This is a genomic window from Pseudomonas sp. VE 267-6A (genome assembly GCF_024126555.1).
In the GTDB taxonomy this organism is placed as follows: Bacteria; Pseudomonadota; Gammaproteobacteria; order Pseudomonadales; family Pseudomonadaceae; genus Aquipseudomonas; species Aquipseudomonas palmensis.
The window spans coordinates 182,191-200,059 of the sequence record NZ_JAMYBY010000013.1 but is presented as its reverse complement, the minus strand read 5'-3'; the positions used below and the strand labels follow the sequence as shown (position 1 = coordinate 200,059).

Annotated in this window: 17 protein-coding genes; 7 read left to right on the top strand and 10 right to left on the bottom strand. The window is 66.0% G+C overall.

Going from position 1 to position 17,869, the window contains the following annotated elements; all coding sequences use genetic code 11:
- Positions 1-81: 81 nt before the first annotated feature.
- The 3 genes from nfuA to NJH59_RS17135 form a co-directional block, all read right to left on the bottom strand.
- Positions 82-666: a Fe-S biogenesis protein NfuA gene (gene nfuA / locus NJH59_RS17145; protein WP_058540345.1), complete on the bottom strand. Its 585-nt coding sequence runs from the start codon at positions 664-666 to the stop codon at positions 82-84.
- A 57-nt stretch (positions 667-723) separates the two neighbouring features.
- On the bottom strand, positions 724-1,758 hold the full coding sequence (locus NJH59_RS17140; RefSeq protein WP_058540346.1) for an acyltransferase: 1,035 nt from the start codon (positions 1,756-1,758) through the stop codon (positions 724-726).
- 111 nt (positions 1,759-1,869) lie between these two features.
- Positions 1,870-4,167: a fatty acid cis/trans isomerase gene (locus NJH59_RS17135; protein WP_054914322.1), complete on the bottom strand. Its 2,298-nt coding sequence runs from the start codon at positions 4,165-4,167 to the stop codon at positions 1,870-1,872.
- Between the two features lie 156 nt (positions 4,168-4,323).
- Between NJH59_RS17135 and metH the strand changes: the two genes are divergently transcribed.
- Both metH and NJH59_RS17125 read left to right on the top strand, forming a co-directional pair.
- On the top strand, positions 4,324-8,031 hold the full coding sequence (metH, locus tag NJH59_RS17130) for a methionine synthase (RefSeq protein WP_058540347.1): 3,708 nt from the start codon (positions 4,324-4,326) through the stop codon (positions 8,029-8,031).
- 54 nt (positions 8,032-8,085) lie between these two features.
- Positions 8,086-8,304: a DUF2970 domain-containing protein gene (locus NJH59_RS17125; protein WP_043864080.1), complete on the top strand. Its 219-nt coding sequence runs from the start codon at positions 8,086-8,088 to the stop codon at positions 8,302-8,304.
- 98 nt (positions 8,305-8,402) lie between these two features.
- Here NJH59_RS17125 and NJH59_RS17120 read toward each other — a convergent pair whose 3' ends face one another.
- Positions 8,403-9,023: a TetR/AcrR family transcriptional regulator gene (locus NJH59_RS17120; protein ID WP_043864081.1), complete on the bottom strand. Its 621-nt coding sequence runs from the start codon at positions 9,021-9,023 to the stop codon at positions 8,403-8,405.
- Between the two features lie 159 nt (positions 9,024-9,182).
- On the opposite strand from NJH59_RS17120, the gene dkgB reads away from it, so the two are divergent.
- Positions 9,183-9,986 (top strand): 2,5-didehydrogluconate reductase DkgB, encoded by an 804-nt coding sequence (gene dkgB, locus NJH59_RS17115; protein WP_043864082.1) that lies wholly within the window; start codon positions 9,183-9,185, stop codon positions 9,984-9,986.
- Here dkgB and NJH59_RS17110 read toward each other — a convergent pair whose 3' ends face one another.
- From NJH59_RS17110 to NJH59_RS17095, 4 genes are read right to left on the bottom strand one after another with little or no spacing between them, the layout of a single operon-like run.
- Positions 9,987-10,226 (bottom strand): DUF2790 domain-containing protein, encoded by a 240-nt coding sequence (locus NJH59_RS17110; RefSeq protein WP_043864083.1) that lies wholly within the window; start codon positions 10,224-10,226, stop codon positions 9,987-9,989. It abuts the gene before it with no gap.
- Positions 10,227-10,281: 55 nt separating this feature from the next.
- On the bottom strand, positions 10,282-11,499 hold the full coding sequence (locus NJH59_RS17105) for a cyanate transporter (RefSeq protein WP_236176164.1): 1,218 nt from the start codon (positions 11,497-11,499) through the stop codon (positions 10,282-10,284).
- Entirely contained in the window at positions 11,499-11,954 is a 456-nt protein-coding gene (locus NJH59_RS17100) for a nucleoside deaminase (protein WP_078481169.1), read from the bottom strand. Before NJH59_RS17100 ends, NJH59_RS17105 begins: the two co-directional genes overlap by 1 nt.
- Positions 11,955-11,973: 19 nt before the next feature.
- Positions 11,974-12,618, bottom strand: coding sequence for an ankyrin repeat domain-containing protein (locus tag NJH59_RS17095; protein WP_253087069.1), 645 nt, complete (start codon positions 12,616-12,618; stop codon positions 11,974-11,976).
- Between the two features lie 113 nt (positions 12,619-12,731).
- Here NJH59_RS17095 and NJH59_RS17090 point away from each other — a divergent pair, with 113 nt between their 5' ends.
- On the top strand, positions 12,732-13,655 hold the full coding sequence (locus NJH59_RS17090; RefSeq protein ID WP_078481171.1) for a LysR substrate-binding domain-containing protein: 924 nt from the start codon (positions 12,732-12,734) through the stop codon (positions 13,653-13,655).
- Here the strand turns inward: NJH59_RS17090 and NJH59_RS17085 are convergent.
- Positions 13,597-14,607, bottom strand: a complete 1,011-nt coding sequence (locus NJH59_RS17085; protein WP_058540352.1) for an AraC family transcriptional regulator — start codon at positions 14,605-14,607, stop codon at positions 13,597-13,599. The genes NJH59_RS17090 and NJH59_RS17085 overlap by 59 nt on opposite strands.
- A 180-nt stretch (positions 14,608-14,787) precedes the next feature.
- On the opposite strand from NJH59_RS17085, the gene NJH59_RS17080 reads away from it, so the two are divergent.
- Genes NJH59_RS17080 through NJH59_RS17070 form a run of 3 tightly spaced genes read left to right on the top strand, consistent with a single transcriptional unit; the run spans position 14,788 to position 17,449 of the window.
- Complete coding sequence (locus NJH59_RS17080; protein WP_043861759.1) at positions 14,788-15,972, top strand: acetyl-CoA C-acyltransferase family protein; 1,185 nt, start codon at positions 14,788-14,790, stop codon at positions 15,970-15,972.
- Between the two features lie 13 nt (positions 15,973-15,985).
- Complete coding sequence (locus NJH59_RS17075; protein WP_043861758.1) at positions 15,986-16,834, top strand: 3-hydroxybutyryl-CoA dehydrogenase; 849 nt, start codon at positions 15,986-15,988, stop codon at positions 16,832-16,834.
- 9 nt (positions 16,835-16,843) lie between these two features.
- The gene (locus tag NJH59_RS17070) at positions 16,844-17,449 is read left to right on the top strand and encodes a TetR/AcrR family transcriptional regulator (RefSeq protein ID WP_253087067.1); all 606 of its coding nucleotides are present in this window, start codon (positions 16,844-16,846) and stop codon (positions 17,447-17,449) included.
- A 19-nt stretch (positions 17,450-17,468) separates the two neighbouring features.
- Here the strand turns inward: NJH59_RS17070 and NJH59_RS17065 are convergent, their stop codons facing one another.
- Positions 17,469-17,846 carry a response regulator gene (locus NJH59_RS17065; protein WP_043861756.1) on the bottom strand — a complete coding sequence of 126 codons (378 nt, stop codon included), beginning with the start codon at positions 17,844-17,846 and terminating at the stop codon, positions 17,469-17,471.
- Positions 17,847-17,869: the final 23 nt, after the last annotated feature.

Sequence of the window (17,869 nt, the reverse complement as noted above, 5' to 3'; positions counted from 1 at the left end):
GGCCGGCTCCTACACAGGTCACGGTAAACCTGTAGGAGCCGGCCTTGCCGGCGAAGGGGCCCGCCAGAACGCTACAACTGCTTAGTAGTAGGCGTTTTCTTTCTGCGAATGGTCGGTCACGTCACGCACGCCCTTGAGCTCCGGAATGCGTTCGAGCAAGGTGCGCTCGATGCCTTCGCGCAAGGTAACGTCGGCCTGGCCGCAACCCTGGCAACCACCGCCGAACTGCAGCACCGCAATGCCGTCCTCGACTACTTCGATCAGGTTGACCTGACCGCCGTGGCTGGCCAGCCCCGGGTTGATCTCGGTTTGCAGGTAGTAGTTGATGCGCTCGTTGATCGGGCTGTCGGCATTGACCATCGGCACCTTGGCGTTCGGCGCCTTGATGGTCAACTGGCCGCCCATGCGGTCGGTGGCGTAGTCCACCACCGCATCTTCCAGAAACGGGATGCTGACCGCATCCAGGTAGGCGGTGAAGGACTTGAGCCCCACCGCTTCGTCTTCCGGCTTTTCTTCACCTGGCTTGCAGTAGGCAATGCAGGTTTCGGCGTAGTTCGTACCCGGCTGGGTAATGAAAATGCGAATGCCAATGCCTGGGGTATTCTGCTTTTCCAGCAGATCGGCCAGGTAATCGTGCGCGGCGTCGGTAATCGTTATGGCGCTCATGTAAGTTCCTCACAGACTTGTGCGCAGTTTACGCCAACACGGCCGGCGAACAAAGTCCTAGTAATTCTGTCGGGAAAGTGCCACCGGCACCGCCGGGCCCAGACGCGCCTCGAACCAGCCGCTCATGCGCCGGTACAGGCCCTTTTCCAACCAGCGGTAACTGGCCCACGACGCCCCGCCGATCAGCGGCACGCACAGCGCGAACACCAGGTAGGGGTTGAGCCCCAGACGCTCGCTGGCAAACCAGCCGCCGTACAGCACCAGCACATGGATCAGGTACACCGAATAGGAGCAGTCGCCCAGTGCCTTGAGCACCCGGTTGCCCTTGAAATACGGCTCCAGCGAGATGCACGCCAGCACGATCAGCGCACTCGGCAGGCCCCAGTGCAGCAGGCGTGACGAGGCATCCAGGCGGTAGATCGCCACCGATGCGGCCGCCAGGGTCAGCAACGGCAGCCACAGCCCCTGGGCAATCCAGCCGCGTCGGTAGAGCACGCCGATGGCTACACCCAGCAGGAACTCGTAGATGATGTTGTTGCTGTAGAACCGCCCCAGCACGCCCAGGCCGGTGAGCACCTCGCTGACCGCGAACAGCGCCAGCGCCACCAGCCACAGGTGATGGCGCTGGCGCACCAGGAACACCAGCGAGAACAGCAGGTAGAAGAACATCTCGTAGTTCAGCGTCCAGCCCACGTTGAGCGTGGGGTACAGGCCGTAGCCGCCGGGGTTTTCCGCCGGAATGAACAGCAGCGACAGCAGCAGGTGCGACAGCTCCAGGGTCTGATGCGGCATCCACTGGCTGGCCACCACCAGCAGCAGCGCCATCAGGCCGGTATAGAACCAGTAGGCCGGCACGATGCGCAGCACCCGGTTGAGCAGAAAGCGCCGGGGCGCCATGGGTTTGTCGCGGGTCGAGAGGTAGATCACCAGCCCGCTGATGACGAAGAAGATGTCCACCCCGACCGCACCGCGATCGGCCAGAAACTGCCCTACCGGGCCGCTGGCCTTGAAGTCGAAGAAGATCTGCATGAAGTGGTGACAGACCACCACCCAGGCGGCGAGCGCCCTCAATGCCTGAAGCGAAAACAGCATGTCGATTCCCGTCTCTCGTTACCCCACCCTGGCCCCGCACAAATCGGGACCGCTTGCGGGTGGGACTACGAAAGGCCGGGAAAGATCAGCCCGATCTGCCCGGCGGTTGCTTCAGAGGTTCTCGTAGCGGTTCATGTCGAGCACGCCGGCCTCCACCGGATCGGTCTGCTGGATGTAGCGGCTCAGGTCATGAAAGTACTGCCAGAACTGCGGGTGGCTGCGGCGCACGCCCCAGCGCATGACGATGCGCTCGAAGCGGGCCGGATCGTCCCGCGCCGCCTCCATGTCCTCGACCCACTCGGGCACGTCGCTGGCCGGAATGTTGAACATGAAGTTGGGGTAGCTGCTCATCACCCCCGGGTAGAGGGTCAGGGTGTCCAGCCCCGGCTGGTAGCGGTAGGCCTCGCCGAGCATGAACGCCACGTTGCTGTGGGCGCGGTTGCGCAGCAGGCTGTAGACCTTGCGCTGGCCGCCCTGCCCTTCGATGCGCAGCATGGTCGCCTCGGGCAACTGGCCGATCACCTTGAGCCCGGCCGCCGGGCGCGAGGCCAGCCGGCTCAGGGCCTGCTCCACGTCACGGAACTCCTCGCTGCCGGGCAGCGAGCAGTACGCGCCCTGGCAGCGGTTGATCGGGTCGGGCGCGGCGTTCAGGCTGCCGGTGCGCTCCACCAGCTTGAGGCCGAAGTCGCGCTTGGGGTCGCGCGGGTCGAGCTTGAGGGCGGTCGGGGTCTTGCTGTCGATCGCCTCGTAGTCCAGCCACATCTTGACCTTGCCGCTGTTCTGGTACCAGTCGCCGAGGATGTCGCTGCGCTGCTTGGCCGGCATCAGGCGCAGGAAGTTGACCTCGGCCCCGTTGCGGATCAGGTCGAAGTACAGGCGCGTCTGCGCCTGGTGCGAGACGTTGCCGTACACGTCGAAATTCACCGCCAGCTGGTAATAGGTGCGCTCGAACAGCGGGTAGTCGAACAGCCACAGGGTCTTGGGCACATCGCCGATCAGGCCCTTGCTCACCGAGGCGCTGTCGAAGTGGCGGAAGATGGTCAGCAAGGCGTTGTCGTTGCCGGCCCACAGGCTCGACCAGCTCGGTGGCGGCAGGTCGGCATAGGCGTCGCGGCGCAGTTTTTCGTACTCGTTGCGCTTGTCGCGGTAGGCGTGCCACAGGGTCAGGATGCTGCCCACGTCGTCGATCTGACCGGGCATCGCCAGCAGTGGCGTGGCCTTGCCGCGGTACTCGGCATCGGTGATGTAGCGGTCGTGTGCCGGCTCCTGGAACAGGGTCCAGAAGTTGTCGCGGATCACGTCGGTGGCGATCTGCCCACGGCATACCGGGCCGCGAATGAAGGTGCGCACGAAGTACTCGGCGTTATCGAGCATGAACTGGTAGCGCGCTATCGCCGGGATCGCCTCGAAGGTCTCGAACGGGTTGGCGCGGTGGCGCGGGCCGTAGCCGGGCAAGGCCGTGGCATGCCAGTCGCCGCTGTAGAACAGCTGCTTGACGCGCTTGAGCTTGTTCGGCCCCATCGGGTAGGTGATGTGGGTCTTGTGCACGATCACGCCCTGCACGGGCATCAGGCGGTAGTAGAAGTCGGTGCCGGGCGGATCGTTGGGGCGGCGTGTGGCGATCAGGTCGATCGGCTGGCCGCTGGGCGTGCGCGAGCGCACCCACTGGAAGAAGTGGCCCTGCTCGCCGCCGACAAAGTAGATGTGCGCCAGGAACAGGTGCTCGTACAGCCAGCGCCCCACCAGCGCCTCGGTGGACCCGGGGCGGTTGAGCAGCGCCTCCCATTCGGTGATCTGCGCGGCCTCGCTGGCACTTGGCTGGATCGGGTTGTACTCCACCGGCGCACCGGCGGCGAACCAGCGCTGCAGGGTCTGGTACTCGGCATCGGTAAGGCCGGTGACGGCCAGCGGCATGCCCTCCCTGGGGTGGGCGCCGGCGTAGGCGTCGAACTCGCCGGGCAGCGGGCACATGTTGTTGCGGTTGAGCCCCAGCACGATCTCCTCGGGCAGCTTGGCGTTGGGGGTGAGCGGCGTGTTGTGGCCCAGCTCGAGCATGCGCGCCATCAGCGCGGCCTGGCTGCCCTGGCTGTCGAGCACCGAACTGAAGCCCTTGCGCTGCCAGGCCTCGACGCTGTGCGCGTCGTAGAACAGCCGGGTCGGCGCAACCGCCGTACTGCGGTCGCCCTGATACACAGGCACCTTGGAGGCACCGCGTGCGGCGCCCTCGGCACTGCCCAGGTTCAGCTGGCAGGCCGCGTCGTTGCAGGCATGGCAGGCAACGCACTTCTCGGTGAAGATCGGTTGGATGTCCCGGGTATAGGAAATAGCCGGGCTTGTGACGGGGGCTTGTCCGAGCGCCGCGCCGCTGATGAGCAGTGCGAAGGCGCCGGCAAGTAAACGATGCACCATGTGCCGAATGTCCTGGGTATTGATAGCTTCACGATTCTACCGGTGGCGGCAGCGTGCCAACATGAATCAAATTCATGCAAACCGGCAACACGCCTAAAAACCGCGCAGGTTTGTTATTATTCCGCAACTTTTGTATTTGCCCGACCAGGTAGTCCTATGTCTGACCGCAGCGCCCGTTACCAAGCACTTCAGCAAGCCCTCAAAGAGCGCATACTGATCCTCGATGGCGGCATGGGTACTATGATCCAAAGCTACCGCCTGGAGGAACACGACTATCGTGGCACGCGCTTTGCCGACTGGCCTAGCGACGTCAAGGGTAACAACGACCTGCTGCTGCTTTCGCGCCCCGACGTGATCGCGGCCATCGAGAAAGCCTACCTGGATGCCGGCGCCGACATCCTCGAAACCAACACCTTCAACGCCACCCAGGTATCCCAGGCCGACTACGGCATGGAATCGCTGGTGTACGAACTCAACGTGGAAGGTGCGCGCATCGCCCGCCAGGTGGCCGATGCCAAGACCCTCGAAACCCCCGACAAGCCGCGCTTCGTCGCCGGGGTGCTGGGCCCCACCAGCCGGACCTGCTCGATCTCCCCGGATGTCAATGACCCCGGCTACCGCAACGTCACCTTCGACCTGCTGGTGGAAAACTACATCGAGGCCACCCGCGGCCTGATCGAGGGCGGCGCCGACCTGATCCTGATCGAGACCATCTTCGACACCCTCAATGCCAAGGCGGCGATCTTCGCCGTGCAGCAGGTGTTCGAGGACGACGGCATCGAGCTGCCGATCATGATCTCGGGCACCATCACCGACGCCTCGGGCCGTACCCTCTCGGGCCAGACCACCGAGGCGTTCTGGAACTCGGTGCGCCACGCCAACCCGATCTCGGTGGGCCTGAACTGCGCACTGGGCGCCAAGGACCTGCGCCCCTACCTCGAAGAGCTGTCGAACAAGGCCGGCACCCACGTTTCGGCGCACCCCAACGCCGGCCTGCCGAACGCCTTCGGCGAGTACGACGAGACCCCGGCCGAAACCGCCGCGGTGATCGAAGAGTTCGCCGCCAGTGGTTTTCTGAACATCATCGGCGGTTGCTGCGGCACCACCCCGGGGCATATCCAGGCCATCGCCGAGGCAGTGGCCAAGTACCCGCCACGGGCGATCCCCGAGATTCCCAGGGCCTGCCGCCTGTCGGGCCTGGAGCCGTTCACCATCGACCGCAGCTCGCTGTTCGTCAACGTCGGCGAACGCACCAACATCACAGGTTCCGCCCGCTTCGCGCGGCTGATCCGTGAAGAGAACTACACCGAGGCGCTGGAAGTGGCCCTGCAGCAGGTCGAGGCCGGCGCCCAGGTGATCGACATCAACATGGACGAAGGGATGCTCGATTCCCAGGCGGCCATGGTCAAGTTCCTCAACCTGATCGCCGGCGAACCCGACATCTCCCGGGTGCCGATCATGATCGACTCCTCCAAGTGGGAAGTGATCGAGGCCGGCCTCAAGTGCATCCAGGGCAAGGGCATCGTCAACTCGATCTCGATGAAGGAAGGCGTCGAGGCGTTCAAGCACCATGCCCGCCTGTGCAAGCGCTACGGCGCCGCCGTGGTGGTGATGGCCTTCGACGAGGTCGGCCAGGCCGATACCGCCGCCCGCAAGCGCGAGATCTGCAAGCGCAGCTACGACATCCTGGTCGATGAGGTGGGCTTCCCGCCCGAAGACATCATCTTCGACCCGAACATCTTCGCCGTGGCCACCGGCATCGAGGAACACAACAACTACGCGGTGGACTTCATCGAGGCCTGTGCCTACATCCGCGACCACCTGCCGTATGCACTGACCTCCGGCGGGGTATCCAACGTGTCGTTCTCGTTCCGTGGCAACAACCCGGTGCGCGAGGCGATCCACTCGGTGTTCCTCTACCACGCGATCCAGAACGGCCTGACCATGGGCATCGTCAACGCCGGCCAGCTGGAGATCTACGACGAGATCCCGGCGCTGCTGCGCGAGAAGGTCGAGGACGTGGTGCTCAACCGCACCCCCGACGGCACCGATGCACTGCTGGCGATTGCCGACGACTACAAGGGCGGCGGCGCGGTCAAGGAGGTCGAGAACGAGGAGTGGCGTTCGCTGCCGGTGGACAAGCGCCTCGAGCACGCCCTGGTCAAAGGCATCACCGCGTTCATCGTCGAGGACACCGAGGAGTGCCGCCAGCAGTGCGCGCGCCCCATCGAGGTGATCGAGGGGCCGCTGATGAGCGGCATGAACGTGGTGGGCGACCTGTTCGGCGCAGGCAAGATGTTCCTGCCCCAGGTGGTCAAGTCGGCGCGGGTGATGAAGCAGGCGGTGGCTCACCTGATCCCGTTCATCGAACTGGAAAAAGGCGACAAGCCCGAGGCCAAGGGCAAGATCCTGATGGCCACGGTCAAGGGCGACGTGCACGACATCGGCAAGAACATCGTCGGCGTGGTGCTCGGCTGCAACGGCTACGACATCGTCGACCTGGGCGTGATGGTGCCGGCCGAGAAGATCCTGCAGGTGGCGCGCGAGCAGAAGTGCGACATCATCGGCCTGTCGGGGCTGATCACCCCGTCGCTGGACGAAATGGTGCACGTGGCCCGCGAGATGCAGCGCCAGGACTTCCACCTGCCACTGATGATCGGGGGGGCAACCACCTCCAAGGCGCATACCGCGGTGAAGATCGAGCCCAAGTACAGCAACGACGCGGTGGTCTACGTGACCGACGCCTCGCGTGCGGTGGGCGTGGCCACGCAGTTGCTGTCCAAAGAGCTCAAGCCGGCCTTCGTGCACAAGACCCGCGAGGACTACGTGGAGGTGCGCGAACGCACCGCCAACCGCAGCGCGCGCACCGAGCGCCTGAGCTATGCGCAGTCGATCGAGGCCAAGCCGAAGTACGACTGGTCTGCCTACCAGCCGGTGGCACCGACCTTTACCGGTACCCGCGTGCTGGAGAACATCGACCTCAAGGTGCTGGCCGAGTACATCGACTGGACGCCGTTCTTCATCTCCTGGGACCTGGCTGGCAAGTACCCGCGCATCCTCAACGACGAGGTGGTGGGCGAAGCGGCCACCGCCCTGTTCGCCGATGCACAGGAAATGCTGGCCAAGCTGATCGACGAGAAGCTGATCAGTGCCCGCGCGGTGTTCGGCTTCTGGCCGGCCAACCAGGTGGCGCACGACGACATCGAGGTGTACGGCGATGACGGCCAGCCCCTGGCCCTGCTGCACCATCTGCGCCAGCAGACGATCAAGCCCGACAGCAAGCCCAATTTCTGCCTGGCCGACTTCGTGGCGCCCAAGGACAGCGGCATCACCGACTACGTGGGCGGCTTCATCACCACCGCCGGCATCGGCGCCGAGGAAGTGGCCAAGGCCTACCAGGACAAGGGCGACGACTACAGCTCGATCATGGTCAAGGCCCTGGCCGACCGCCTGGCCGAGGCCTGCGCCGAGTGGCTGCACGAGCAGGTGCGCAAGGAGTACTGGGGCTATGCCAAGGACGAGCACCTGGACAACGAGGCGCTGATCAAGGAGCAGTACGCGGGTATCCGCCCTGCCCCGGGCTACCCGGCGTGCCCGGACCACACCGAGAAGGAAACCCTGTTCCGCCTGCTCGACGGCACGGCGATCGGCGAGACCGGCCCGAGCGGCGTGTTCCTCACCGAGCACTTCGCGATGTTCCCGGCGGCGGCGGTCAGCGGCTGGTACTTTGCCCACCCGCAGGCGCAGTACTTTGCCGTAGGCAAGGTCGACAAGGACCAGGTCCAGAGCTACACCGCGCGCAAGGGGCAGGACCTGGCGGTAACCGAGCGCTGGCTGGCGCCCAACCTGGGGTACGACAACTAAGCGCTGGTGAGGCAAGGGTCTACACTGAGCTGAAGCCTTTTACAGGAGCAGATCATGGAAGACCCGGCCGAACACAAACCGCCGACCTTCTGGCAAATGCTGCACAGCGTGCTGGCTGCAGCCTTTGGCGTGCAGACCGGCAAGAACCGCGCCCGCGACTTCACCCACGGCAAGCCCGCGCACTTCATTGCGCTGGGCACGGCCTTCACGCTGGTGTTCATCCTGGTGCTGATAGGGCTGGTTCAGCTGGCGATGCACCTCACCGCCCGCTGAGGCGACCGCGTTGGCGCCTTCGCCGGCAACGCCGGCTCCTACAGGTCATGTGTGGCCCTGTGGGAGCCGGCCTTGCCGGCGAAAAGGCCGGTACAGCCTCAGGGCTCCAGCCCGATCCCGCGCAGTATCACACTGGTCACCGTCTGCAACGCCCGCTCGAACTGCGGTTCGCTCAGCGGCTGGTGCGCGTTGAGCAGGTTCACCTGGTGGCTGAAGTCGGCGTAGTGCTGGGTCGAGGCCCAGATCATGTACAGCAGCCCCGAGGGCTCCACCGGCAGAATCCGCCCGTCCTCGACCCACTGGCGAATCTTGCCCTCCTTGAGCTTGGCCCATCCGTACAGGCTGTCATCCAGCGCCGCCCCCAGGTGCGGCGCACCGTGGATGATCTCGTTCGCCCACACCTTGGAACCGTGCGGGCGGGTCCAGGAATGGTTCATCTTGGCGCGGATATAGGTGCTGAGCACGATGCGCGGGTCATCGTAGAGCTCGAAACACAGGGCGTCCTGCTTCCACACTTCCAGCAAGCCGAACAGCACCGCCTGGTACAGCTCGGCCTTGGTGCTGAAGTAATAGTGCACGTTGCTGCGCGGCAGCGCGGCGGCCTCGGCGATGTCGGCCATGGCCGTGCCGGCGAAGCCCTTCTCGGCAAAGACCTTTTCTGCTGCCAGCAGGATGCTGTCGACATTGCGTTGGCGAATGCTGTGCTTGTGCGCGGCCATGGGCGGGTCCGTTGCGGATGACCCTGCAAGGCTACCACCGCCAGGGCGATTCGTGCCGCACGCTCAAAAAAGTTGTGCCGCGGGCGGTGTTTTTCAGCGCCGTGCGCTGTCCGATACTGCGCATCACGGCATTACATCCCAAAGAAGAGGACGCACTCCATGACTATTCCCCTGCTCGGCCTGGGCACCTTCCGGCTCAAGGACCAGGTGGTCATCGACTCGGTCAGCCAGGCCCTCGAACTGGGCTATCGGGCCATCGACACCGCGCAGATCTACGGCAACGAGGCCGACGTCGGGCACGCCATCGCCGCCAGCGGCGTTGCACGCAACGAGCTGTTCCTGACCAGCAAGATCTGGACCGAGAACCTGGGCGCCGACAAGCTGATCCCCAGCCTGAAAGAGAGCCTGCACAAGCTGGGCACCGACTATCTGGACCTGACCCTGATCCATTGGCCGTCGCCCAAGGGCGCCGTGCCGGTGGCCGAGTTCATGGGCGCCCTGCTCGAAGCGAAGCGCCAGGGCCTGACCCGCCAGATCGGCGTGTCCAACTTCACCATCGCCTTGCTGCGTCAGGCCATCGAGGTGGTGGGCGCCGAACAGATCGCCACCAACCAGATCGAGCTGCACCCCTACCTGCAGAACCGCACGCTGGTGGATTTCATGCACGAACAGGGCATCGCGGTGACCTCCTACATGACCCTGGGCTATGGCAAGGTGCTGCACGATCCGCTGATCCAGCAGATCGCCGAACGCCATGGCGCCACCCCGGCGCAGGTGGCCCTGGCCTGGGCGATGCAGCTGGGCTATGCGGTGATCCCCTCCTCGACCCGGCGTGAAAACCTGGCCAGCAACCTGAAGGCAGCGCAGCTGCGCCTGAGCGAACAGGACATGGCGCAGATTGCCGGCCTGGACAAGGGCGAGCGCCTGGTCGACCCCGAGTCGCTTGCACCCGCCTGGGACTGATCAACCGCGGTCGGTGCACACCTTGGCCAGTTTCAGGTACTGCACGGTGTGCTGCCGGCCGGCAGAGTCCACGTAGGTCATGTACGCCTTCACCACGTCGCAGACCTCGGTGGCCGGCTCGTCCAGTTGCACCACGCGCGCCACGTCCAGTGGCATGCCGTACTGATAGACCGTGGTCGTCTGGGCCTGGGCGGCACCGGCCAGCAACAGCGCCAGGGGCAGCAGCATTCGCAGCGTCATGACAGTTCTCCCGTGAAATGGAAGGCACGCCCGGCACCGGCGCGCGCCGACCCTTTCAGTGTGGTGCCATGCCTGCCCTGGCGTCGCTTTCGCGGATCAACGGCATGCCCATCGCCTGCGCATAGCCGCTGGGAGCGAAGCGCCAGGTCACCAGCAGCATCAGCAGCACCGTCACGCTCAGCAGCAGCCAGGAGGCCTGGAAGTCGCCGCTGACGTCGCGCAACCAGCCGGTGACGTAAGGCACGATGCCGGTGATGATGAAGCCCACGCCCTGCACGAACGCCGCCAGCGCCCCCGCACTGGCGGGGGCCTTGAGGTGTTCGAGGGTCAGCGTGAGGCTGAGGCTGAAGCACGCGCCCAGGCCGAAGCCGATCAGGGCCACCCATAGCCCGGCGATTGCCGGGGCCAGCAGCAGGCCGAAAAAGCCTGCCAGTTGCACGGTCAACGCCAGCCACAGGCCGGGGCGCCGATCCACCAGGCGACGCAGCAGCAAGGGCAGCCCGAGGGCGCCGGCCACCTGGAACACGGTCATCAGCCCCACCAGCTCGCCACCGCCCTGGGCACTGCCGCCGACCTGCTGGTAGTAGGCCGGCAGCCACGCCACCATGCTGGTGTAGCCGCCATTGATCAGCCCGAAATAGACCGCCAGCAGCCATGCCCGACGGCTGCCGAACAGGTGCCCGCTGGCACCTGCGCCGCCGACCGCCGCTTCGAGCTGCGGGCGCACCCAGGCCCATACCGCGAACGCCAGCAAGGCCGGCAACAGCCAGATGCCCAGGCCTGCCTGCCAGTGCGAGAACTGCTCGGCCACCCGCGGCCCGAGCACGGCGGCGGCCCCGCCGCCGCTCATCAGGGCTGCCGAATACACACCCATGGCCATGGCCAGGCGGTGAGGAAACCAGCGGTTGACCAGCCCCGGCATCAGCGCCTGAATGCAGGCCACCCCAAGCCCGGCCAATGCTGCGCTGGCGATCAGCGCAGCGGCGGAGTCGAGGGTCAGGCGCCAGGCGCAGGCCAGCGCGATGGCGGCCAGCCCGGCGAGCATCGCGCCCTGCTCGCTGACCCAGCGGCGCAACCAGGGTTGCAGCAAGGGCACCAGCCCCATGCACAGCACGGGCAAGGCGGTCAGCAGCGCGGCCTGCTGGTAGCCGATGCCGGTGCTCTGGCGGATGGCCTCCAGCAATGGGCCGATGCTGGTGAGGATGGGGCGCAGGTTCAGCGCCATCACCACCACCAGCAACAGCAGCAAGGTACTGCGAGCCTGCTCGCGCATCACCCCTGCACCTGCTGCCAGGCGGCGTACAGGCCCTGCTCGCCGGCTGGCTTCAGGGGTGCCAGGGGCAGCGACTGCTGCTGCGGCGGGCGTGCCATCTGCGCGTACACCGCTGCCGTCGACAGGCCATAGGGCTCGCCGTCTTCGTTGCTGTAGGCGAACCAGGCGCGCTCGATACCGCACAGGTGCATGGCAGCCAGGCACATCGGGCAGGGGTGGCCGGTGGCGTAGATTTCGCAGCCCTCCAGGCGCGGGCTGCCGAGCACCTGGCTGGCCAGGCGGATGGCCTGCAGTTCGGCGTGGGCGGTCGGGTCCTGGGTCAGGTGGATCTGGTTGACCGCCTCGGCGATCACCCGGCCCTGGTGCACCAGCACCGCCGCGAACGGGCGGCCGCCGGCCTGGATGTTCGCCCGGGCCAGCCCCAGCGCTTGCTGCATGAAATGTTCGTTGGCCATGGTCAGGCTCCTGTCAGGTTCAATGGGCATCGTGGGCCAGCAGCAACTCGACGATCCGCTGCTGGCCGCGTTCCCGGGCGTGCTGCAGGGGCGTCACGCCCTGGCGGTCGGCAAGGTTGACGTCGGCACCGGCGTCGATCAGCAGTTGCACGATGGCCTGGTGACGCGGGCCGCCATCGCTGAGCAGGATGGCTTCGAGCAGCCCGGTCCAGCCCAGCGAGTTCACGTGGTCGGGTGCAACGCCGGCGGCCAGCAGGCGGGCGACCACCTCGACATGGCCGCGCTCGCATGCGGGGATCAGCGCCGTGCCGCCATAGCGGTTGGTGCTCTTGAGGTCCGCGCCATGGGCCAGGGTCATCTCCAGAATCTGCAACTGGCCTTCGGCGCCGGCCAGCAGATACGGGCTGTCGTGCATCCAGTTGCTGGCGTTGACGTCGGCGCCGGCGTCGATCAACCGGCGCGCCGCCGCCACATGCCCACCGGCAGTGGCCAGCAGCAGCGGCGTATTGTTGTGCGAGTCGCGCTGATCGACGTCGGCGCCCTGGGCCAGCAAGGCGCCGACGCGGGTGGGGTTGCCGCTGACGGCGGCTTCGAGCAAGGTGTCGGCCGCCCCGGCGGCCCCGGCGATGCCGAGGCTGGCGCACAGCCCGGCAACCCCGTACATCCACTGTCTGAGCAATGACATGGCGCCTCCTTTGGTGCAATGAAGCGGGATTATCCGAGGCTTGGGGTGTAGCATGAAATTAATTGATTTCATGCATACCAGTGGGTAATCGAATGCTTGACCCTGTACTGCTGCGCAGCTTCGTGACCGTGGTGGAAACCGGCAATTTCACCCGCGCCGCCGAGCGCCTGCACCTGACCCAGTCGACCATCAGCCAGCAGATCATCCGGCTGGAGCAGCACCTGGGGGTGCGCCTGCTGGATCGCAGCCAGCGCCAGGTGTGGCCGACCGAAGACGGCGAGCGCCTGCTGGGGTATGCCCGGCGCCTGCTGCGCCTGGACGAAGAGGCGCGCCAGGCGTTCAGCCCGGTGCAGGCGCAACGGGCGCTACGTCTGGGGGTGCCGGAAGACCTGGCCGGGGAAGTGCTGACCGAGCCATTGAGCCGGTTCATCGGCGAGCGCCCGCATGTGCGCCTGGAGGTCGAGAGCGGGCTGAGCAGCCCGCTGCTGCGCCTGTACCGTGATGGCGAGCTGGACCTGCTGCTGGTCAAGCAATGGGGCGCGGACCGCGACCGCCATGCCGGCTGGCACGAGCCGTTGTCGTGGGTGTGCAGTGCCGGGCAGACGCAGCTGGCCGACCCGGTGCCGCTGGTGGTGTTTCCGGTGGGGGCGCTGTACCGGCAGGAAATGATCAATGCGCTGGAAGCCCGTGGGCGCAGCTGGCGTATCAGCTATTCGAGCACCAGTCTGGCCAGCCTGGGGGCGGCGGTGAGTGCGGGGTTGGGCGTGAGCCTGATACCGACCCGCAGCGTGTTGCCGACCCATCGGGTGCTGGGTGAAGCGCAGGGGTTTACCCCGGTCCAGGGCCTGGAGCTGGCGTTGTACGGGCGCAAGGGGCTGGACGCCGATGGCCTGGCGCTGCGCGAGCTGCTACAGACCCTGTGCGAGCAGCGCGCAGGGTGTCGAGGGGGCCAGCCCCCTACTCCCCCGCCACCCGCGCCCGGTAGCTCCCCGGGCTCTCCCCCGTCCATTTCTTGAACGCGCGATGAAACGCGCTGGGCTCCTGGAAGCCGGTCTGCTCGGCAATCTGCGCCACGCTCAGCACACCATCGCGCAAGCATTCGAACGCCAGCGCACGGCGCACCTCGTCCTTGATCTGCTGGTACGAACACCCCTCACGCTCCAACTGCCGGCGAAAACTGCTCGGGCTCAGGCCCTCGGCTGCCGCCATGCCCAGCAAGGTTGGCCACTGGCCGTACTGACGCCCGCGCAGATGCCGGTATACCCGCGCCGCCAATCCGTTCTGGTTGCGGTAGCGCACCACCAGCCACTGCGGCGCACTGCGCAGGAAGGTCTTGAGCGCACCCAGGTCCTGCACCACCGGCAAGCGCAGGTAGTGCGCCGAGAACTCGACCTGGGTGCGGCCACTGCCCAACTGCAGGTTCGGCCCCCACAGCAACGCGTCGTCCTCCAGCACCGCACGCCCGTCGCGCAGTTCGGTACGGTCGATGGCGATGCGCCGCCCCCCCAGCCAGCACAGCAGGCTGACCACCAGCACCAGGAAGGTCTCCTCCGCATATACCCGAGTCTGCGCATCGTCGAAATGCGACTCCAGGCTGATCACCGCACGCTGCCCACGCACCACCAGGCGCCCGCGCACGTCACGCAGGAACAGGCCGAAGTTGCTCAGGCACTGGCGCAAGGCCTTTTCCAGCGTCGGCTCCTGGATCAGCCCACGACAGATCAGGGCGAAACTGCCCAGCGGCATGCCGTGGCTGTCGAGGTTGAAGAATTCGTCGCCCAGGTCTTCAATGAGCAGCAGCCACAGCCGTGCGAACGCCCTGGCCGGCACCCGTGCATCGGGTGCGTCCACCACTGCCGGGTCGATGCCCGCCTGCACCAGCAACGCACTGGCGCGCGCCGGCTGTTGGCGCAGTGTGTGCAGCATGATGTGCACGAAGTACACCGCGACCGAATCGTTTTCCCGCATGACTGTTTCCGCTATGCAGCGTAAGAATATGGCAAAAAGTGCCAGCCTCGCTGGGCAGTTATGGCATAGGCCCAGGCGTGGCCTTTGCCTAGACTCGAACCCATCCCGAGCGTGGCCCCGGGCGCCATTCTGGCAGAGCCAGGCAGCGCCCCGCCACGCTTTCGCACACTGGAGTCGCGTATGAACACCCCGCAAATCTATGTAGTGAGCGCCGTTCGCTCGGCCATCGGCACCTTCGGCGGCTCGCTCAAGGACCTGCCCCTGGCCGACCTGGCCACCCAGGTGACCCGCGCCGCCATCGAACGCTCCGGCATTGCCCCCGAACAGATCGGCCACATGGTCATGGGCAACGTGATCCCCACCGAGCCGCGTGACGCGTACCTTGGCCGCGTGGCTGCGATGAACGCCGGCGTACCCAAGGAAACCCCGGCATTCAACGTCAACCGCCTGTGCGGCTCGGGCCTGCAGGCCATCGTCTCGGCCGCGCAGAGCCTGCTGCTGGGCGAGGCCGAGGCGGTGATTGCCGCCGGCGCCGAATCCATGAGCCGCGGCCCGTACCTGCTGCCGCAGGCGCGCTGGGGCGCGCGCATGGGTGACCTGAAGGGTGTCGACTACATGCTGGGCATTCTGCAGGACCCGTTCGAAGGCTTTCACATGGGCATCACCGCCGAGAACGTGGCGGCGAAAAACGGCATCACCCGCCAGATGCAGGACGAGGTGGCCCTGACCAGCCAGCAGCGCGCCGCCCGCGCCATCGCCGAAGGCCGCTTCACCAGCCAGATCGTGCCCATCGAGATCCCGAGCCGCAAAGGTCCGGTACGTTTCGAGGTGGACGAGCATGTGCGTGGCGATGTGAGTGCCGAGCAACTGGCCGGCATGAAGCCTGCCTTCAAGAAGGACGGCACCGTCACCGCCGGCAACGCCAGCGGCCTCAACGACGGCGCCGGCGCCCTGGTGCTGGCCACCGGCGAAATGGTCGAGCGCCTGGGCTTGCGCCCGCTGGCGCGCCTGGTGGCCTATGCACATGCAGGCGTCGAGCCCGAGCTGATGGGCCTGGGCCCGGTGCCGGCCACGCGCAAGGTGCTGGAAAAGGCCGGCCTGAGCGTCGCCGACCTGGACGTGATCGAGTCCAACGAAGCCTTCGCTGCCCAGGCCTGCGCCGTGTCGCGGGAACTGGGCCTGGACCCCGAAAAGGTCAACCCCAACGGCTCGGGCATTTCCCTGGGCCACCCGGTGGGGGCCACCGGGGCCATCATCGCCACCAAGGCGATCCATGAGCTGCAACGTATCCAGGGCCGCTACGCGCTGGCCACTATGTGCATCGGCGGCGGTCAGGGTATCGCCGTCGTGTTCGAACGTGTTTGAGTCGGAGTTAACCGTGAGTATTGAAAACATCGCCGTGATCGGCGCCGGCACCATGGGCAACGGGATTGCCCAGGTGTGTGCAGTGGCCGGCTACCAGGTCACCCTGATCGACGTGTCCGAGGCCGCGCTGGAGCGTGGCCTGGCCACCCTGCGCAAGAACCTGGAGCGCCAGGTCAGCAAGCAGACCCTGCAGGCCGAACAGGCCGAGGCAGCCCTGACGCGCATCGCCACCAGCACCGACTACGCGCAGCTCAAGGGCGCGCAGCTGGTGATCGAGGCAGCCACCGAGAACCTCGCCCTGAAGGTGAAGATTCTGCAGCAGGTGGCCGCCAGCGTGGCCGACGACTGCGTCATCGCCACCAACACCTCGTCGCTGTCGATCACCCAGCTGGGCGCATCGGTGAGCCAGCCCGAACGTTTCATCGGCGTGCACTTCTTCAACCCGGTGCCGATGATGGCGCTGGTCGAGATCATTCGCGGCCTGCAGACCAGCGATGCCACCTACGCCAGCGCCATGGCCCTGACCGAGCGCGTGGGCAAGACCGCCATCAGTGCCGGCAACCGCCCGGGCTTCGTGGTCAACCGCATCCTGGTGCCGATGATCAACGAGGCGATCATGGTGCTGCAGGAAGGCCTGGCCAGCGCCGAGGACATCGACACCGGCATGCGCCTGGGCTGCAACCAGCCCATCGGCCCGCTGGCCCTGGCCGACCTGATCGGCCTGGACACGCTGCTGGCGATCATCGAGTCGTTCCACGACGGCTTCAACGACAGCAAGTACCGCCCCGCTGCCCTGCTCAAGGAAATGGTCGCCGCCGGCTACCTGGGGCGCAAGAGCGGCCGCGGCTTCTTCACCTACTGAGGTACGGGCATGCCGCAGACCTGCGCCGAACGTTGCGCCAACTTTGAAGAACGTCGGGACAAGGCACTCGAACTCTTTGCGGTCAAGGGGTTCGGCCAGGTCAGCATGCGTGAACTGGCCAGCCACCTGGGGCTGACGGCGGGCTCGCTGTATCACCACTTCCCGAGCAAGCAGCACTTGCTGTTCGACCTGATCGAAGAGCTGTTCGAGGAGTTGCTGGCCACCCTGCAGCCCCGTGGGCGCGGCAAGCCCGAGGCCACGGCGTTGAGCCGGGTGATAAAGGCACACTGGGCGCTGCATGCCGAGCGCCCGTTGCAGTTTCGCCTGGCCGAACGTGACCTGTGCTGCCTGAGCGAGGAACAACAGGCACGCATCGCCCAGCTGCGCCGTGAATACGAAACCCACCTGTTGCAGCTGATCGCCCCTCACGCGGCCCTGCCGCCGCCGGCCCGGGAGGCGACCGGCCATGTCATCGCCACGCTGCTCAACAGCCTGCCCGGCTGGTTGCAGGCCTCACCGCTGGGGCAGCCACAACGCCTGGCGCTGATGGAAAACATGCTGCTGGGGGCGATAGAGCGCACCCTGCAGACCGGTGCGCTGGACGCTGCCGCTTGAACTCACGCCAACGTCAGGCCTATTTCAGGAGTTCCTGAATCTGGTCGCGCAGGCTGTCCAGGTCGAACGGCTTGGCCAGGATCGGTGCCTTGAACGCGATCGGGCTGCCCGACTCGCGGATCTCCGCCGGGTAGCCACTGATGAAGATCACCTTCAGGTCCGGGCGCAGCTTGACCGCAGGTTCGGCGATCTGTACCCCTGAAATGCCGCCCGGCAGGCGGAAGTCGGTCACGATAAGGTCCAGGTGCGGCTTGCTGGCCAGGATCTTGAATGCCTGCTCGCCATCTTCGGCCACCAGCACGTGATAGCCCTCGCCTTGAAGATAGTCCTTCAGGATCATGCGAATGACCGGTTCGTCTTCGACGACCAGTACTACATCTTGCGCATCTTCACTCATGCCAATGCCTTCAACTCGTATTT

Bases quoted from the DNA above. Each gene is read 5' to 3' on its own strand.
- nfuA (WP_058540345.1), bottom strand. From the start codon at position 666: ATGAGCGCCATAACGATTACCGACGCCGCGCACGATTACCTGGCCGAT.
- NJH59_RS17140 (WP_058540346.1), bottom strand. From the start codon at position 1,758: ATGCTGTTTTCGCTTCAGGCATTGAGGGCGCTCGCCGCCTGGGTGGTG.
- NJH59_RS17135 (WP_054914322.1), bottom strand. From the start codon at position 4,167: ATGGTGCATCGTTTACTTGCCGGCGCCTTCGCACTGCTCATCAGCGGC.
- metH (WP_058540347.1), top strand. From the start codon at position 4,324: ATGTCTGACCGCAGCGCCCGTTACCAAGCACTTCAGCAAGCCCTCAAA.
- NJH59_RS17125 (WP_043864080.1), top strand. From the start codon at position 8,086: ATGGAAGACCCGGCCGAACACAAACCGCCGACCTTCTGGCAAATGCTG.
- NJH59_RS17120 (WP_043864081.1), bottom strand. From the start codon at position 9,023: ATGGCCGCGCACAAGCACAGCATTCGCCAACGCAATGTCGACAGCATC.
- dkgB (WP_043864082.1), top strand. From the start codon at position 9,183: ATGACTATTCCCCTGCTCGGCCTGGGCACCTTCCGGCTCAAGGACCAG.
- NJH59_RS17110 (WP_043864083.1), bottom strand. From the start codon at position 10,226: ATGACGCTGCGAATGCTGCTGCCCCTGGCGCTGTTGCTGGCCGGTGCC.
- NJH59_RS17105 (WP_236176164.1), bottom strand. From the start codon at position 11,499: ATGCGCGAGCAGGCTCGCAGTACCTTGCTGCTGTTGCTGGTGGTGGTG.
- NJH59_RS17100 (WP_078481169.1), bottom strand. From the start codon at position 11,954: ATGGCCAACGAACATTTCATGCAGCAAGCGCTGGGGCTGGCCCGGGCG.
- NJH59_RS17095 (WP_253087069.1), bottom strand. From the start codon at position 12,618: ATGTACGGGGTTGCCGGGCTGTGCGCCAGCCTCGGCATCGCCGGGGCC.
- NJH59_RS17090 (WP_078481171.1), top strand. From the start codon at position 12,732: ATGCTTGACCCTGTACTGCTGCGCAGCTTCGTGACCGTGGTGGAAACC.
- NJH59_RS17085 (WP_058540352.1), bottom strand. From the start codon at position 14,607: ATGCGGGAAAACGATTCGGTCGCGGTGTACTTCGTGCACATCATGCTG.
- NJH59_RS17080 (WP_043861759.1), top strand. From the start codon at position 14,788: ATGAACACCCCGCAAATCTATGTAGTGAGCGCCGTTCGCTCGGCCATC.
- NJH59_RS17070 (WP_253087067.1), top strand. From the start codon at position 16,844: ATGCCGCAGACCTGCGCCGAACGTTGCGCCAACTTTGAAGAACGTCGG.
- NJH59_RS17065 (WP_043861756.1), bottom strand. From the start codon at position 17,846: ATGAGTGAAGATGCGCAAGATGTAGTACTGGTCGTCGAAGACGAACCG.